Origin of the sequence: Roseiconus lacunae (genome assembly GCF_008312935.1) — a bacterium.
GTDB lineage: Bacteria > Planctomycetota > Planctomycetia > Pirellulales > Pirellulaceae > Stieleria > Stieleria lacunae.
Genome location: NZ_VSZO01000002.1, coordinates 337,257 through 354,284 on the forward strand (window position 1 = coordinate 337,257; position 17,028 = coordinate 354,284).

The 17,028-nt window shown below is 56.2% G+C and carries 10 protein-coding genes; 7 read left to right on the forward strand and 3 right to left on the reverse strand.

Annotated features, from left to right (window positions below; genetic code table 11):
* Nucleotides 1-3: 3 nt before the first annotated feature.
* Complete coding sequence (gene tpx / locus FYC48_RS07570; protein ID WP_149496085.1) at nt 4-519, reverse strand: thiol peroxidase; 516 nt, start codon at nt 517-519, stop codon at nt 4-6.
* 124 nt (nt 520-643) lie between these two features.
* On the opposite strand from tpx, the gene FYC48_RS07575 reads away from it, so the two are divergent.
* Nucleotides 644-2,890, forward strand: a complete 2,247-nt coding sequence (locus tag FYC48_RS07575) for a cytochrome c3 family protein (protein WP_149496086.1) — start codon at nt 644-646, stop codon at nt 2,888-2,890.
* Nucleotides 2,891-2,943: 53 nt separating this feature from the next.
* Here FYC48_RS07575 and FYC48_RS07580 read toward each other — a convergent pair whose 3' ends face one another.
* Nucleotides 2,944-4,461: a sulfatase gene (locus tag FYC48_RS07580; protein WP_149496087.1), complete on the reverse strand. Its 1,518-nt coding sequence runs from the start codon at nt 4,459-4,461 to the stop codon at nt 2,944-2,946.
* Between the two features lie 137 nt (nt 4,462-4,598).
* Between FYC48_RS07580 and FYC48_RS07585 the strand changes: the two genes are divergently transcribed.
* Together FYC48_RS07585 and FYC48_RS07590 are read left to right on the forward strand one after the other, a co-directional pair.
* The gene (locus FYC48_RS07585; RefSeq protein ID WP_160149383.1) at nt 4,599-5,411 is read left to right on the forward strand and encodes an ABC transporter ATP-binding protein; all 813 of its coding nucleotides are present in this window, start codon (nt 4,599-4,601) and stop codon (nt 5,409-5,411) included.
* Nucleotides 5,412-5,522: 111 nt separating this feature from the next.
* Complete coding sequence (locus FYC48_RS07590) at nt 5,523-6,293, forward strand: exodeoxyribonuclease III (RefSeq protein ID WP_149496089.1); 771 nt, start codon at nt 5,523-5,525, stop codon at nt 6,291-6,293.
* Nucleotides 6,294-6,550: 257 nt separating this feature from the next.
* On the opposite strand, the gene FYC48_RS07595 is transcribed toward FYC48_RS07590, so the two are convergent.
* Nucleotides 6,551-9,106, reverse strand: a complete 2,556-nt coding sequence (locus FYC48_RS07595) for a hypothetical protein (protein WP_149496090.1) — start codon at nt 9,104-9,106, stop codon at nt 6,551-6,553.
* A 412-nt stretch (nt 9,107-9,518) separates the two neighbouring features.
* Here FYC48_RS07595 and topA point away from each other — a divergent pair, with 412 nt between their 5' ends.
* From topA to FYC48_RS07615, 4 genes are all read left to right on the forward strand, one after another.
* Nucleotides 9,519-12,296 (forward strand): type I DNA topoisomerase, encoded by a 2,778-nt coding sequence (gene topA, locus FYC48_RS07600; RefSeq protein WP_149496091.1) that lies wholly within the window; start codon nt 9,519-9,521, stop codon nt 12,294-12,296.
* A gap of 95 nt (nt 12,297-12,391) precedes the next feature.
* Nucleotides 12,392-12,574, forward strand: a complete 183-nt coding sequence (locus tag FYC48_RS07605; protein ID WP_149496092.1) for a DUF6800 family protein — start codon at nt 12,392-12,394, stop codon at nt 12,572-12,574.
* Between the two features lie 610 nt (nt 12,575-13,184).
* Nucleotides 13,185-13,949 (forward strand): ABC transporter ATP-binding protein, encoded by a 765-nt coding sequence (locus FYC48_RS07610; protein ID WP_149496093.1) that lies wholly within the window; start codon nt 13,185-13,187, stop codon nt 13,947-13,949.
* 111 nt (nt 13,950-14,060) lie between these two features.
* On the forward strand, nt 14,061-16,973 hold the full coding sequence (locus FYC48_RS07615; protein ID WP_149496094.1) for a Gldg family protein: 2,913 nt from the start codon (nt 14,061-14,063) through the stop codon (nt 16,971-16,973).
* The last annotated feature ends 55 nt before the right edge of the window (nt 16,974-17,028 follow it).

Sequence of the window (17,028 nt, forward strand, 5' to 3'; positions counted from 1 at the left end):
AAATTACAGGAGCATGCGAAGCGCCGCCATTGCGGTCGCGTAATCAGGCTCCTCGGTGACTTCGGAGACAATTTCCTTATGGGCGACTTCGCCATCGGAATTGAGGACGAAAACGGCGCGGGTGAGCAACTTTAGCTCTTCGATCTGAACGCCCCAATCCGTGCCGAACGCGTGTGTTTGGTAGTCGCTGGCGGTTCGCATTTTGATGTCTTCGGCGCCACAGAAACGAGCCTGCGCGAACGGCAGATCGCGGCTGACGGTGACGGCATTGATTTTGTCGCCGAGTGCGGCCAACTCTTCATTGAATTTCTTCGTCTGCACGGCGCAGGTCGGAGTATCCAAGCTGGGGACGACACTCACGATCGATGGCTTTCCCTTCAGGTCCGCGAGCGTCAGCGTCTGGATACCTCCGTCGGCGTAGTGCAAGGCAAATTCGGGCGCCGGTGAACCAACTTCCAGGCCTTCGCCGGCCAAAGTCATCGGATTGCCTTTAAATGTAATGACACCTGTTTGAGTCATCTCGCTTCCTGGGGGGTGTAATGCATGTCGAGTGAAATTCGTCCGCCATTTGCCGGACGATCTCGCCAGCAAGGGTGGTGCGCCGGCGATGCCCCAATTATGTTCCCGAATTCGATGGGCGTGAATGGGGGACGGTTTGTTCGAACGACCTCCCCGTCGCTGCCAAATTGTTGCTTCGATCGTCAACGACTACGACATGATGCCCCAAAACCGCACCACGCTCGCATTGTTTTCGTCCGCCGCCGTGTTCCTGGGCGCATTGTTCCTGGGCGTTTTCGTCCCCGTTGATCGATGCGATGCCGCCGGCGACAGCAAGTATGCCCATCACGATGGCAATGCCCGTTTCCTGCACCATATCCATCTTTACGACGCAAGCAACAAACGCATCGACCCCGATTCGACGACGCCCTATTCAAGCGTCAACACGTGTGGGCGCTGCCATGACTACGATACGATCTCACACGGTTGGCACTTCAATGCGTTCATGGCCGACACGGCCGACGGTCGCGAGGGTGAACCGTGGATCTGGACAGATGCTCGTACCGGAACCCAACTTCCACTTTCCTATCGCGACGGAAAGCAGAGCTTTGACCCAAGAAAACTTGGAATCGATCGCTGGTCAATGGTCAAGCAATTCGGGGGACGCCTTCCCGGCGGCCCCATCGGGGCACCTCCTGAACCCATCACGCCTGACGAAGCGGCACCGGATGAAGCGAACGCAGCATCAAACGAAGGCCAGTCAGGGGCTCCCGAATCACCGTCGCGTTGGGGCTTGACCGGATCGCTCGAAATCGATTGCTTGGCCTGCCATGGCGTCTCTGGGTCGTATGACTTTAACCAGCGGCGAGAGCAAATCGCGAAAGAAAACTTCGCCTGGGCGGCGACCGCGGCACTCCGCATCGCCGAAATCAAAGGCGACGTGTCTCGAATTAAAGACGGATCCGATCCGAACGACGAAGCGACGCAAAAGCGAATGCCGCAAGTGACCTACGATGCGCGGCGATTTGCGACCGACGGAACCGTGTTCATTGATCTGATCCGACAACCTGAAAATAACGCTTGCTATCAGTGCCATAGCCAACGAACTGTCAACCTTGCAACGCCCAATGACGCTGCCGGCCACGGTGACGATTTTGGCATCCAAGCTCGCTGGCCCCACGATCAAGACGTTCACTTGCGTGGCGGAATGAATTGCGTCGATTGCCATCGCAACGGAATCGACCATCACATCGTTCGCGGCTTCCCCGGCGAGGACCATCCCAGCGGCAAATCGATGGTGACGCTCTCGTGTGCGGGTTGTCACTTGGGAACCGAGTTTGCCACCAGTCACCTCGGCACCGAGGACGAACATGCGAAAGACGAACGACACGACGAATTCTCCACCGAAGATCTCGCCGGACGCTTGGGGTCGCCGCTACCCGGACACGCGGGACTGCCCGCATTGCACTTTGAAAAACTCTCCTGCACCGCATGCCACGCGGGCCCCATCCCACGTGACGAAGCGCTCGGCATGATGACTTCGCTGGCGCATTCACTGGGCGAAAAAGCACATCGTAGCGGCGAAGAACTCCCACGAATTCAAGGCCCGGTTTATGCCAAAGCAAACGACGGGCGAATCTATCCCCACCGCGTAATGTGGCCGGCCTACTGGGCAACCATCGAAGGCAGCAAGATCCAACCGATCGATCCCAATAAGCTATACGACATCACACGTCGCTCGTTGCGAGTCCGGAACAGCTTTGCCGAGGACATCCTGGAACCCAAATTGAAAAGCTCCGAATTGAAGGAACTGCTGGGCGAGGATCGCTACCGAACCAAAGAAGACGAGTGGACCGCCGAAGAAGCGGCAAACGTTTCCGCTGCGGTCCGCGAAGCCGGCCAAGCCTTGTTTGCCGAAAAGGTCTGGGCGTCACTTCGCGAAATCGAAAAAGAAACCGGCGCGGCGCAAGCGGTTTATGTTTCTGCCGGTTTCGTATACGCCGCCACAGACGAAGAAAACACACTAGAGAAAATCGAGATCGAAGACACCGATGCGATCGATATGATCCAGTGGCCGATCGCCCACAATGTCCGACCGGCCGGATGGGCACTCGGCGCGAAGGGCTGCGTCGAATGCCACCAAGACGACGGAAAGCTATTTGCGGGCACCGTCACGCCGCTCGGCCCCGGCCCCGACGCGGGATCGCCGATCACGATGGCATCACTGCAAGGCATCGACGCGAACCAACGATTGACATGGAATCAATTGTTTCAAAATCGGTCCAGCTTTAAGTACATCATCGCGGGATCAGTTCTGCTGCTCGCCGTTGCGGTCTTGCTAACCGCAGGAATCCTGCTCGGTCGTCTGGGAGTGAAAACGACTACGTCTTAGAAGCGATCGCTTCGTAGAAGAAACTGCTCCGTGAGGTAAAACGACTTGGTAAGTTACTTCATCGCATCCTGAGGAACGATTTTCTTTTCTTGCCAGTAAAATCCGTCGCCGCGTTTTTCCAAAATGCGGTGAGCACTGCCCGGTGCAAGGGGCGCTTCATCGTCCGGCAAGAACGATGACAATCGTTTGACCGCCGCTTTTTGCTCGTCCGTCAACACTCCGTCATCGATCAGATTGTTGTGCTCAAGTGGGTCAATCGATACGTCGTACAACTCCTGTTCCCCATCGGCGTACACAATGTATCGCCACCGCGTATCGCAGACCGAGTGGTTACCAGCGTTGTGAGTACAAATGGCGGGACGCTGACGCGTGGCTTGCGTATCGACCAACTGCGGGACCAAGCTGAGACCTTCCTGATTCGAAGGGACGGGAATGCCAACTAGCTCTGCGAGAGTTGGATAAAGGTCTAACAATTCCGCCGGCTGACTGCACTTTTTCCCAGACGAACACTCGAGTTCCGTCAATCCTTCGGGGACTGAAATGATCAAAGGAACCCGCGTTGAGTGTCGCCAGAGTGAATTCTTTCCAGAAATCGCTTTTTCACCTAAGTGATAACCGTGATCACTCCACAAAACGACAATTGTCGAATCTGCCAAACCATTCGACTCCAACGCATCAAGAATCCGCCCGACTTGGGAATCGACGAAACTGATCGAAGCAAGGTAGGAGCGCGTCAAGTTCTTAAGTTGGTTGTTTTCTTCTAACCAACTCGTCCGCGGTTCGGGTAAATACCAATGGATGTACCAGGATGATTCCGGGGTATCGTCCCGGTCACCCTGCAAAATCGGTGGACCGACCAGACTCTCTTCGGGATACATGTCGTACCACTGCTGCGTCACATAGCAGGGGACGTGCGGCAGGAAAAAGCCGACGGCGAGAAAGAACGGTTTGTCTGTTTGGCCGGCCAATTGCTCCAGTTGCTCAGTCGCCCAAGACGCGACTTCCCAGTCCCCTTTGTCCTCGTCGCGGTGAGGAAACGTTCCCCAGTCCATCAGCGGATTGTTGCCGCCGGGTGTCGGTCCGATCAGTTTCTGCTTTGGACGCGCGCCGACTTTTGCCGGCGGCCCCCAAACGTCGGCTTCTTTAGCCGCGTTCTTGCCACGACCGTTGCCGCCATGATGAATCTTCCCACCGATCAAAGTCTTGTAACCGTTGGACGCAAAGTGCTGAGGCATCGTCACGAGATCCTGCAGATCATCGACGTTGCGAATCCAAGGCGCCAAACCATAAACACCGGTACTGGTTGGGCGGCGACCAGTCATGATTGAAGTTCGCGACGGATTACAAAGCGGAGCTTGGCAATGGGCGTTGGTGAACGTGACCCCACGGGCGGCGAGTCGAGCCATCGCCGGGGTTTTCACCTGTGGGTGACCACCAAGAGGTTCGACCCAGTCGTTCAAATCGTCGATCGCGATCATCAAAACATTGGGAGGTCGATCATCCGCACGAGTGATCGCGGAGGCGAATACCCCGGCGAACAGGATGAGGGCAAGTCGAATGGCTCGGTGCATCGGTTGAGGCCTATGGAAGGTTTCAATGGGGTGGGGAAGTCGAAGATGGCGGGTTATTGTACAACGAACGCACAGCAACGATCGCGACGTTCGCTTTCCGTTTGACCTCTATCCTGACAACAACGGCGATTGACAACGTGCCCCAATTGATCCAGCTTCGTGATGTCACCGTGCGACGCGAACAAACGATTATCTTGGATCGGCTTTCAACGACGATTCCAAAGTCACGACACACGGCTGTCTTAGGTCCCAACGGTTCAGGAAAATCGTCGTTGCTGAAGCTACTGACCCGCGATTTTTATCCGTCAGTTGAGACGGACGGTCATCAGGGCGAGGTCAAAATTTTGGGCCGGAGCGATTGGGAGGTGTCTGACCTGCGGCGGTCGATGGGTATCGTTACGCCGGCGCTGGACAGTGAGTTTTCGCACGGGCGAACGGGACGGATGACAGTCAGCGAAGCAGTCGCGAGTGGCTTCACGGCGACAAGATTGAAAGAGTTCGGACCGAACATCACCGGCGAAGTCGCCGACGCGGTTGATCAAGCGATCAAGACCGTCGGAATGACATCGCTGGCAAGCAAACCTGTGGGACGTCTTTCGACCGGTGAGCGACGACGTACCATGATCGCCCGAGCCATCGTTCATCGCCCACCAATCTTTGTGTTGGACGAACCCACCGGCGGCTTGGACATGACGGCCAAAGCAAAGTTTCTCGAAATCATCGATTCCCTTGCCAACCAATCCGCGATCACGATGGTGCTGGTAACACACCATCTCGACGAAGTTCCTCCCCCGATGAATCACGTCGTTCTACTCGACCGTGGACGAATAGATTTCGACGGTAATAAACAAGACGGATTATCCGGCGATCGAATCAGCCGCCTGTTCAACATTCCTGTTTCGGTCTCCCGTGGCAACGATGGCTGGTACGAAGCTCGCATCAAAGGCTGACGTCGGCCTTAAAGCCCGTTCCTAAATCATCCTCGCTTCGGGCGAGTGATATCGCGAATCTAACGCACTGTTTTTACGCCCACCTTATTCACCGATCGCAACTGAATTTAGATGAAACTCGTTTCCTGGAATGTCAACGGAATCCGTGCAGCGATGGACAAGGGGCTCCGTGATTTTGTCGAACAAAATCAACCGGACGTATTGTGCTTGCAAGAAACCAAAGCGTCACCTGACCAGGTCAACACCGAATGGGCTTCTGAACTCGGCTATCACCTTTACTGGAACTCGGCCATCAAAAAAGGCTATAGCGGGACATCGATCTGGTCGAAGTCCGCCCCGACGAAAGTCACAGCGGGAATTGGTGACGACAATCACGACTCGGAAGGACGCGTGTTGACGGCGACCTACCCCAGTTTCCACTTGGTCAACGTCTACACGCCAAACGCGCAACGCGGGCTAACGCGATTGCCGTATCGACAACAGTGGGACGCTGTTTTTCTGGACTACGTCAAGAAACTCAATCGCCGGAAGCCCGTGATTTTCTGCGGCGACGTGAACTGCGCCCACAAGGAAATCGACTTGGCAAATCCGAAATCTAACCGAAAAAACGCAGGGTTCACCGAAGAAGAACGTGCGGGACTGGACAACGTCTGCGATGCCGGCTTCGTCGATTCATTCCGGCATTTTGACCAGTCGCCTGGCAAGTACACCTGGTGGACGTATCGCTCGGATGCGCGATCACGGAACATTGGCTGGCGATTGGACTACTTTTGGGTCGCCAAACGACTGATGAAAAACGTCGTCTCGTCTGACATCCGCGCCGAAATCCTCGGTTCGGATCACTGCCCGGTTGAATTGGTGCTGGAGACCGAGCAGGCGTAAGTCCGAAACACAAGAACGCTCCTTGCTGACGGACAGTGTCTTAGAAAAAAGAACGAAGGCGCTCGCCGCAATTGCAGCGATTCGCTTCGACGGTCAGACCAAGCGAATGACGTTCACGTTGACTGAGACGTGATTACGAAGTCGACGCCCGCTGCCCCCATACCGGAATTCCGCCGGCCAACGAAAACAGGGGACCGTCTTCACGACGGTCCCCTGCGATTGTCTTTACGTTCACGATCTAGCTAGCGATCGAACGCCTAAAACCCTTCGGGCTGATAACGAATGAATCCGGTTTCTTCGTCAATCGTGTCGTAGAAACCTTGTTGGATTTCGGTTGCTTCTTCGCTGGGCATGAACATTGCCATCGTCCGCTGGCCCGGCTGCTTAAAGATTGCCTGCAGATCTTTCGACGTTGGCAACAAGCTTTGACGCTGGACAACGTAGTAAACACGTTCGGGCTGATTGGCCGACACCACGGCTTCGTCATCCTCAGCCGTGAACACCGCCTTCATAAAATCAGGACCAACCGAATCGAGTTCGGGCACATTGCCAATCGAGAACTGACCGAAGCCGACCATGTTGTACCAGCTGAAAGGCCCGACTTCCTGGTAGAAGTTATCTTGGCGGTCTTCGGGGACCAAGTCTTCTAGTTTCGCACCTTCACTGATTTGCTTGGCGATCGCTTTCGCTTCTTGCTCGGCCAGAACGCGGGCCTCCTTGATGCGGATCGCTTGCACAACTTCGTCACGAATGTCGTCAAGCTCCGGCGTGTAAGCTTCGGTCTCGTCGGTTTTCCAAGTCAGATAGTGCCGCTCGGCACCAAGATCGACCGTGTCGATGGGGCGGAACTTCGGCTGCTTGATCACTTGCTCTCCCAAGCCGAACATCATCACCGCGAACGGAATCGCTTGGCGGGTCAGTGCGGTGGATTCGTCGACAGAATCGTTGATCGGCTCATTTTCGAGCGACACGATGGTGTGGGGTCCGATCTGACGGTGGGTCAAACCGAGGTCCTTCGCGAGCGCCTCCAAATTCGGGCGCGGCGGAGGCTCCGCGGATTCGTCGCCATCGGTCAACGCACGCTGACTGAAGTACTTCTTCATCACGACGCGGGCCTTGGCGAGTGCCTCATCGCGGGCTTGGCGAGCCGGTTCCTCGACCATTGATTCGACGATCTGATCGCGTACGTCTTCAAAGGGCTGATAACGAGACTCCTCGGTCGCCGGTGCGTCCGCTTCCTCCGCAGCTGGCTCGTCGGTGGTTTCTGACTCGGCCGCAGTCGCTTGGTCCGCCTCGGCAGGTGCTTGCTCGCCTTCGGTCGAAGCGTCCGCTTGCATCGCAACCAACTGAACGGCACGTTCGCCGACGCGAGAGGCTTGGTCTTCCTCATCGACAGCTTCACCCTCGGCGGGCTGCTCATCGCTGGGGGCCTCTTCTTCGGCTGATTCCTCACCAGTTTCGGGTTTCTCTGAAGCATTGTCTTCGGTCTCTTCCGCAGACGTTTCTTCGGAGTCAGCTTCTGCCTTACCTTCGCCTTCGGCTGTCTCGTTCGCCGGTTGTTCGTCGAGCTTGCTTGCCGCTTCGATCTCGCTTGCGAAAGATTCGACCTGCATCGCTCGCTTTTGAGCGGCCTCTTCAGCAGCTTTCTCTTCAGCAGCTTTCTCGTTCGCGGTGTCGTCGCCCTCCATCTCAGCCGTTTTTTCAGCTCCGGCAGGTTTTTCTTCTGGGGCAGGCGTTTCATCGGACGTCTTCTCCGAAGCGTCCCCTGATTTCATTTCGGGCTCCGCCGCCGGCGTGTCCGATTCGGGTTGGTCACCGGTGGGTTGCCCCTCGCTTGGCTCCGTTGTGGCGGGTTCTGTGACGCTTGGCTCGGTGATCACATCGTCGGGCAAGACAAACGCGCCGCCGGCTTTACGGCGATCGTACTCCGCACGAATTTCTTCTTCGGTCAGCTTTTCTGCTGCGGCGTCGCGGAACGACTGCAGATCGGCGAGCAGGTATTCGAAGCTAGCCGATTCGCGACGGCGGAAGCCTGGCTCGGGCGATTGATTGTTTGGGAAACGATCTTTACCGGCTTCGTAAAGAGCCACGACGCTGGATTCGGACGGGTTCGCGTTTGTCTTGGGAACAAAATCGTTCACCAAGACACCGTACGCATTGATGGTCGCTTGCTGGTTCAGCTTAAGAAAGTTCGTCCAGTGATCCAGTGGCGACAGCAACGGCATCCCGCCGATGCTGACCGATGCGTTGGCGGCTTGGAAATAAAGTTGAGCGAGCAATTGCTTGCGGAGCATGTCCAGAAGCTGATACTCACCCATTTGGTTGTTCGTTTCGCTGCGAAGCAGAGCGTAGCGTTGGCGTTCGGTAATCAATCCGTTGGTGAATCGATCCAGCCAACTTCGGATCGAGGTATCGTCTAGCTCCAAGCCTTTTTGCTGGGCGAGGGTCGCAAACTGGAGGGTCCGGATCGACAGCTCGTCGCTGGGTGTCTGCTGGATACCGACCGATTGAATTTGCTGGGTTTGCGGATCGACAGTAAAAATCTCGGGCGTTCCGCCGCGGCTGATCGTCAACTGGGCCAGCTTTCGCAAATACTGGACGGTCGAGTAGTGGTTTCGTGTAAAGGCAGAGACTCGGCTGGCGTTCAGCGACACGCCTTCGAATTCAGCCAACACCGGGTCAGTCATCCCCGGTCCGGAGCTTCGCATGTACTGAGAAACCGCCGGTAGCACGACGAAGGCAAACATGGCCAGCAGGATCAAGCCGGTCATCATGACCTTTTGATTGCGTCGAAACAGCTCCAGGGGATTCATAGCGGGGACTTTTTAGCAGTGAAAGGGAATCGAACCGGTCAAATGGAAGCGGAAAGCGTATCGCCGCGAGTTTTCAAGGGTCAAGCGGGAATTGGGCCAAACTCGCCCTTATCGTCACAGATCCACCGCTTTTGTAAACGTTCCAGCTTCACCAGTCGCGGACAGTTTGTGATACTTGCCGACTTTCCAAACTTTTTCCAAGTCGGGGGTCAGAATTGCCGACGACTCGAAAAATCGCTTGTCTTTGTGAAAAACTCTCTGGTCGCGGACAGCCGACCGAGAGAATCTTATTCGGACAGAGCGGATTGACGAAGGTAGGTTACCCCCGCTACCACTAAACCGACCGGTTCCGTTCTACCGTCCCTGAGCAGCATTCCTGCAACAGAGCCTTCCTGAGCAGAGCATCTTTTTAATGGCCAAGAGCAGCGGCAAGAGTCTGGTGATCGTCGAATCACCCGCGAAAGCACGAACGATTTCCAAATTTCTGGGCAGTGGTTACCAGGTCGAGGCCAGCATTGGACATGTTCGCGACTTGCCCGAAGGAAAAAAAGACGTCCCGGACAAGTACCGCGACAAACCCTGGGCCTACCTGGGGGTCAACGTCGACGAAGACTTTGAGCCGTTGTACATCGTCCCAACGGACAAGAAAAAACACGTCAGCATGCTGAAGGCGGCACTCAAGGAAGCCGACAGCCTCTATCTCGCGACCGATGAAGACCGCGAAGGAGAAGCGATTAGCTGGCACCTTCACGAGTTGCTCAAACCAAAAGTCCCGGTCCACCGCCTCGTTTTCCATGAAATCACCAAAGAGGCGATCGGGGACGCACTCGAGCACACCCGCCAGATCGACGAGGGATTGGTCCGAGCCCAAGAAACCCGCCGGATCATCGACCGTCTCTACGGCTACGACATGTCGCAATTGCTGTGGCGAAAAGTCGGAAAAGGCACCAGCGCCGGGCGTGTCCAAAGTGTTGCCGTCCGGCTGATTGTCGAACGCGAACGGGAGCGGATGGCCTTCGTCCGCGCGACTTACTGGGATATCGACGCTGTCTTCAATACCGAAGCCAACGAATCGATGGTCGCCACACTGACCCGCTACCAAGACAAACGCGTCCCGGCAGGAAAAGACTTCGATAGTGAGACGGGCAAGCCGACCCGTGACAACCTGTTGCTGCTTACCGAGCAGGAAACGAACGATCTCGCCGAACGGCTTCGCACCACCGCATTCTCGGTCACGAAGGTCGAGGTCAAACCGTTTTCCGAACGGCCGCGAGCCCCCTTCACCACCAGCACGCTTCAGCAAGAAGCGAACCGCAAACTTGGCTTCGGTGCCAAGCGGACGATGAATGCCGCCCAACGCCTGTACGAAAACGGTTACATCACGTACATGCGTACCGACAGCACGATACTCAGCAAGGAAGCGGTCTCGGCGGCTCGATCGCTTGTCCGCAGCGAGTACGGCGAAAACTACTTGCATCCGGACGTGCGTGTTTACAAAGGCAAGGTCAAAAATGCGCAGGAAGCCCACGAAGCGATCCGCCCGGCGGGAACCAGTTTCCGAACCCCCGAATCGGTCCGGGGCAAATTAGATAGCGACCAATTCCGACTTTACGATCTGATTTGGAAACGAACGGTCGCCTGCCAAATGGCGGACGCCAAAAAACAACGGATCAGCGTCGTCATCGAAGGCGGTGAAGCAACGTTCACCGCAACCGGAACCAGCATTCTGTTTGAAGGGTTCCTGCGTGCCTACGTCGAAGGGAGTGACAATCCGGAAGCGGAATTGGCCGACAAGGAACGGTTGCTTCCCAACGTCAGCGAGAACGATCCGCTTGCACCGAAGTCGATGGATCCGAAGAGCCACACGACTCAGCCGCCGGCGCGGTTCACCGAAGCTTCTCTTACCCGGACACTGGAAGAAAAAGGCATCGGTCGCCCCAGTACGTTTGCGTCAATCATTGGCACCATCACCGACGAACGCCGTAATTACATCTACAAAAAGGGCAACGCCCTCGTCCCGAGCTGGCGTGCGTTCAGCGTCACGCGGTTGATGGAAGAGCACTTTGGAACGCTCGTCGATTACCAATTTACCGCCGACATGGAGGACTTCCTGGACTCCATCAGTCGTAACGAAGGCGGCGCACTGGAATATCTGCGTCGGTTCTATTTTGGTGACGAAGCAGCGGCGGCCGACGCCGATCAGAACATCGCTAACGCCACCGGCAAGGTCAACCACAATGTCGCCTTGAAACCGCGACTGGAAAAAAAGCTCGAAGAAATCGATCCGCGAAAGACCGCCCGCTTCTTGGTCGGAGTGCCCGAAGAAGGCGAATTTCGCGAAGAGGTATTCGTCCGCGTTGGCAAATACGGCCCATTCTTGGAGCAAGGCGAACGCAAGGCACCGATCCCGGACGGCATGCCGCCTGACGAACTGGACCTTACCAAAGCCCTCGAATTGCTCGAAGCCGGCCAGATCGAAGAAGAGCCTTTGGGGACACACCCCGAAACAGGAAAGCCGATTTACGTCAAAATCGGACGCTTTGGCCCCTACATCCAATTGGGTGAGCCTGACGACCCGGAAAAGAAAAACCAGTCGTTGCTGCGTGGCATGTCGGCCGAAGACCTAAGCCTGGAAATGGCCTGTAAGCTGCTCGAGCTGCCGCGAACGCTGGGCAATTTCCCCGACAACGACCAACCGATCCAGGCATTCGACGGACGCTATGGGCCGTACGTCAAATGCGAAAAAGAAACGCGTTCGTTGCCCGAAGGCGTCTCGCCACTGGAAGTTACACTCGACGAAGCGATCAAGCTGCTGCGGGAACCCAAACGCCGCGGACGCTCCGCCCCGAAGGAACCGATCAAAATCTTTGAAAATAAATCGCCGGTCACCGAAGGCGAGGTCAAAGTGCTCGACGGACGCTATGGCCCCTACGTGACCGACGGCGAAACGAACGCGTCGCTGCCCAAGGGGACAGACCCCAAGGAGATGACGTTCGAAACCGCCCTCGACCTACTCGCCGAGCGGGCCGCCAAGGGAGGCGGAAAGAAGAAAAAGAAAAAGAAGGCGACCAAGAAAAAAGCGACGAAAAAGAAAGCCGCTAAAAAGAAAACAACCAAGAAAAAGGCCACCAAAAAGAAGGCGGCTAAGAAAAAGGCGTCGAAGAAAAAAGGGGCCAAGAAGAAGGCCTGATCCACGGATACCGAGTTCCGCCGCGAGCAAAAACCGACTAAACTTCGCGGCCCAAATACAAACAACCCCGTAAATACCCGCTTTTGGAGCATCCTATGCCAAGTGGCATCGAACGCCGTCGCGAGATCCGTCGTCTACGAACCCGCCGCAAAAAAGTGGCAAAACTGCTCGCTCGTGCCAAATCCGGCTCGATGGAAAAGGGCGAAGTCGCTCGCAAACTGCGCGCGCTGACCCCCGGCGCGGACGTCATCATCGAACGCGAAGGCCTCAACGCCTAACGTAGTGTCGGTGCAGCGGATTCGGGACAACGTCAGCCGGGCATACGCTTCGGTCCTGCGATCGGTGTCCTTACCGCAGTGATGGATGCCGCGAGGCGGTTTCAGTCGCGTTCGAGGAAATCGTGCTCAAGGAACGGTGCATTCGTGCTTCGTCAACCTTTGATTTTAGGATTCGCCGCATGGTGCTCGCGACGGTTTCGGTGCAGTAACCGCGACTAACGCCCGGCGGCTGATGAGCCGAACGCGATTGCGCCGCGTCTTGGTGTCGCCAAGACGTATTGGCCGTGCGGCTCGCGCCGTCGCGCTCACCAAAGAACGCTCGCGTGTGGGTCAGGCAATCACTCTGCCCGCGGGAGAATTCGGGCTCCGGCCCATCCTGGCGGCAAGCCGGAAATCGAAAGTCGTGGCATCACCGCCGATGTCACGCCCCCGCCTTCCTTCAAAGGCATCGCACAAGCGAAACGACGCGTCCTTCGCATTCGCCGCCGAACCGCCCCCCCCTCCTACCTCTTCGGCCAGAAAATTCTTCTATCTTTGGCTGAACCCTCTTCGGGCATCCGGCGTAGGTGTCGGCTAACGTCTGAATCTCATTCCACAACACAGGACGATCATGTTAGAGAACGATCAGCGGCGTCCGATGATCGAAGCCGACGGACTGAGCAAGTTCTACGGCCCATTCGCCGCCTCGCGTGAAGTGACGTTTTCAGTCATGCAGGGTGAACTCGTCGCATTTTTGGGGCCCAACGGTGCCGGCAAGAGTACGACGATGAAGATGCTCACCGGCTATATCGCCCCCAGCGAGGGCGAAGCACGGATTGCTGGCCACAACATGATGCACGAGCGCATCGAAGGTAGCCGGCACCTGGGTTACCTCCCCGAAAGCGGGCCGCTGTACATGGAGATGACTCCGTCGGGAATGCTCGACTTCTTTGCCGAAGCCCGCGGGTTGGTTGGTGCGAAGAAACGCGATCGGATAGAAGCGGTCGTCGACATCTGCGACCTTTCCTCGGTGATGTACAAACCGATCAGCAAGCTTTCCAAGGGTTTCAAGCAACGGGTCGGGATGAGTCAAGCGTTGCTTCACGATCCGGACGTGTTGATTCTTGACGAACCGACCGCCGGTCTAGACCCGAACCAAATCCGCGGCGTTCGTAAAACGATGCGAAAATTGGCCGAAACGAAAACGATCCTGCTCTCGACTCACATTTTGCAAGAAGTCGAAGCGATGGCCAACCGAGTCGTCATGATCAACGAAGGCCGCATGGTGTACAGCGGAGACGTCGAGGGCTTACGGGTTCGCGGCGACAACGACCTGGACGAAGCGTTCTATCGGTTGACCCATAGCGACGCCCACGCCTCCGCAGAATCCGCATAAAAAATCCATCGCCCCGGCGATGCCCTTCCGACCATTTGGCGGGCCGACATTTACGCCGGTGATCCCTACCCGCATCCTCCGAATTCCCCCACTACTTCTGCTCGATTCGATATGAACGACAGCCTTTATGCGTTACTGAATCTGGTCATTATGGACGCCATTTTTATGTGCGTCGTGTTGGCCATCTTTGGATTGATCGCAGGAACCAAACGCGCCGCCTTTGCGGTGATGAAGCGGAACTTTGTCGGCTACTTTAGCAACCCGACCGGTTACGTTTTCCTGTGCATCTTTGTTTTTCTGACGTCGGTCGCCGCGTTTTGGCCTTATGAGTTCTTCAACCAAAACCTGGCCACGCTCGACCAACTTAACTATTGGTACCCGTTGATCATGCTGGTGTTCATCCCGGCGATCACGATGAGCATCTGGGCCGAGGAGAAACGGGCGGGAACGGACGAATTGTTGCTGACGCTACCGGCAGATGACTTTGACATCGTGATCGGAAAGTACATGGCAGCCGCCGCGATTTTTACCGCGTCGTTGCTGTTCAGCCAGTTGAGCACCTTCGTCACCTTGACGGTGCTTACCGAAGGCAGCTTGGACACCGGTCTGATCTTTTCTACCTACATAGGATATTGGTTCGTCGGAATCACGATGATCGCGATCGGGATGGTGGCGTCGTTCTTGACAGGTAACCTGACCGTTGGGTTTGTCTTAGGAGCATTGTTCAATGCACCGCTCGCGTTCGCGTCGCTTGCCGATTCGGTCGTCCCCAATCGTGAAGTGTTTGGCGTGAACCTGACCGAAGCGGTCCAAGCGAGCGGTATCGCTCGTCCGTTTGATGACTTTGGTCGCGGCGTGATCAGTGTTTCGTCGATCACCTACTTTGTCCTGGTCACCGTCGTTGCGCTTTACGCTTGCATGGTGCTGATCGGCCGCCGTCACTGGACCGGTGGTAAAGACGGCAACACGATGGCGTATCACTACGTCGCTCGAATCCTGGCGTTGATCTTGATCACGACCAGTGCCGTCGCCCTGTTCCGTCACCGCGATCCAAAACGCTTTGACATGACCGAAGGCAAAGTCAGTTCGCTGGCACCGGCGACGAGCAAATTGATCCGCAACCTGGAATCGGATCGCCCGATCAAAATCGACGCGTTCATCAGCAAAGACATCCCCGAGATGTACGCCCGAACGCGATACGAACTGATCAACTTGCTGAAAGAATTCCGTAGCGAAGCGGCTGCGAACGGCCGTACCATCGAAGTCAATCTTCAAGACGACATCGACCTTTTTAGCGAAGAAGCCGCTCTCGCCTCGGAACGATTCGGCATCGAACCGGTGACACGAATGGTTCGCGAGCAGGGTTCATTTCAACAGAAACGCTTGATCATGGGGGCCGCATTCCGGGCCGGCCTTGAAAAGGTCGTCGTACCGATTTTCGAATACGGGATTCCAGTCGAATACGAACTCGTCCGCTCGATCAACACCGTCGCACGTGGCGAACGAAAACGTCTCGGTGTTGTCCGTACCGATGCCCAATTGATGGGCGGTGTTTCGATGGCTGGCATGCAAATGCGGCGCATCGAAAAACACCCCTTGATCGACGAATTGAGCAAGCAATACGACGTCGAAGAGATCAATTTGGACGCTCCGGTCGACCCGGAAGTCTACGACGCACTCCTGGTCGTCCAACCTTCCTCACTCGCGCCGCCTCAGTTCGAACGACTCCTCGAAGCACTTCAATCGGGGATCCCGACGGCCATCTTCGAAGACCCGTTTCCGTTTGCTCGACCAGAAATCACCGCGACTGGTTCGCCGAAGCAATCCGGTGGTGGAATGTTCGGCGGCGGCGGACAACAACCCAAAGGCGACATCCGCGAACTTTGGAACGTCCTGCAACTGCAAAGCAAAGGTCAAGCCGGCGTCCCCTATTACAACTGCGACATCGTTTGGCAGGACTACAATCCGTACCCGAACTTGGAAATGAACGTCGACCCATTTTGGGCATTCATTGATGAAAACGCACCGGGTGTCGAAGCCGGACAGGCGTTGAGTTCCCAAAGCCCGATCACCGACGGGTTGCGACAAGTACTCGCGCTCTACGGCGGAACAATCGCACCGGCCGAGGACGCGACGCTGAAGCACACGCCACTGCTCAGCACCGGCGCGGTTAGCGGAACGCTCAACGTCGCCAAGCTCAATCAGCTCATGCAAACCGGTATGGCCGGCCTCGCCAACGCCATCGAGGGTAGTGATCCCAATCAGGTGATGGCGATGACAATCGAAGGTGAAGCGGCAACGACCGAGTCATCGGAGGAAGACGCGGCGGAGGGGACCGATCCCGAGACAACCAAGTCCAATGCGCGATCGATCAAAGCGGCTTACGTCGCCGATACCGATCTGATGCTTGAGGTGTTCCTGCAAATTCGTGCCGACCCCAATCAAGCGGCGGAGCTTCGTTTCCAATTTCAGAACGTCACATTCTTGCTGAACATCATTGACTGGTTGACTGGCGAAACCGACTTTATCGAGGTTCGCAAACACGAACCACACTTCGCCAGCCTGCGGATGATCGACACGGAAAAGGAGGTCGCCAGCAGAGAAGTTCGCAAGAAACGCAAGGAGTTTCAGGAACAAAGCAAGGCCGCGGTTCGTGAAGCAGAAGAAGCGATGGACCGTGAGTTGCAAGACTTGCAAGAAGAGATCCAGGAACTAAGAAAGAAGAGCGAAAGCGGCAACATCCCGCAGTCGGTGATGAGCGCCAAATCGATCGAGTTCCAAACGATCCAAAGTCAACTTCAACGAGCCCTGGACGTCAAACGAGCCAAGGCGGAACGCGAAGGCGAACAAAACATCGCTCGGATTCAGCGAGAATCGGATCAGAAGATCACCGCGATTCAAAACCAAGTGAAAGCGTACGCGGTTGCCTTACCCTGCATTCCGCCATTAGTCGTCGGCGTTTGCGTGTTCGCCTCGCGACGTCTGCGAGAACGGGAACACATCAGTAAAGCTCGACTGAAATAGTCCGTTCGAAACTCACTACCAAACTAAAACCCGCCGGTTCAAACTTCGCCGGCGA

Coding starts and splice junctions, on each gene's coding strand:
- tpx (WP_149496085.1), bottom strand. CDS start 519: ATGACTCAAACAGGTGTCATTACATTTAAAGGCAATCCGATGACTTTG.
- FYC48_RS07575 (WP_149496086.1), top strand. CDS start 644: ATGGGGGACGGTTTGTTCGAACGACCTCCCCGTCGCTGCCAAATTGTT.
- FYC48_RS07580 (WP_149496087.1), bottom strand. CDS start 4,461: ATGCACCGAGCCATTCGACTTGCCCTCATCCTGTTCGCCGGGGTATTC.
- FYC48_RS07590 (WP_149496089.1), top strand. CDS start 5,523: ATGAAACTCGTTTCCTGGAATGTCAACGGAATCCGTGCAGCGATGGAC.
- FYC48_RS07595 (WP_149496090.1), bottom strand. CDS start 9,106: ATGAATCCCCTGGAGCTGTTTCGACGCAATCAAAAGGTCATGATGACC.
- topA (WP_149496091.1), top strand. CDS start 9,519: ATGGCCAAGAGCAGCGGCAAGAGTCTGGTGATCGTCGAATCACCCGCG.
- FYC48_RS07605 (WP_149496092.1), top strand. CDS start 12,392: ATGCCAAGTGGCATCGAACGCCGTCGCGAGATCCGTCGTCTACGAACC.
- FYC48_RS07610 (WP_149496093.1), top strand. CDS start 13,185: ATGTTAGAGAACGATCAGCGGCGTCCGATGATCGAAGCCGACGGACTG.
- FYC48_RS07615 (WP_149496094.1), top strand. CDS start 14,061: ATGAACGACAGCCTTTATGCGTTACTGAATCTGGTCATTATGGACGCC.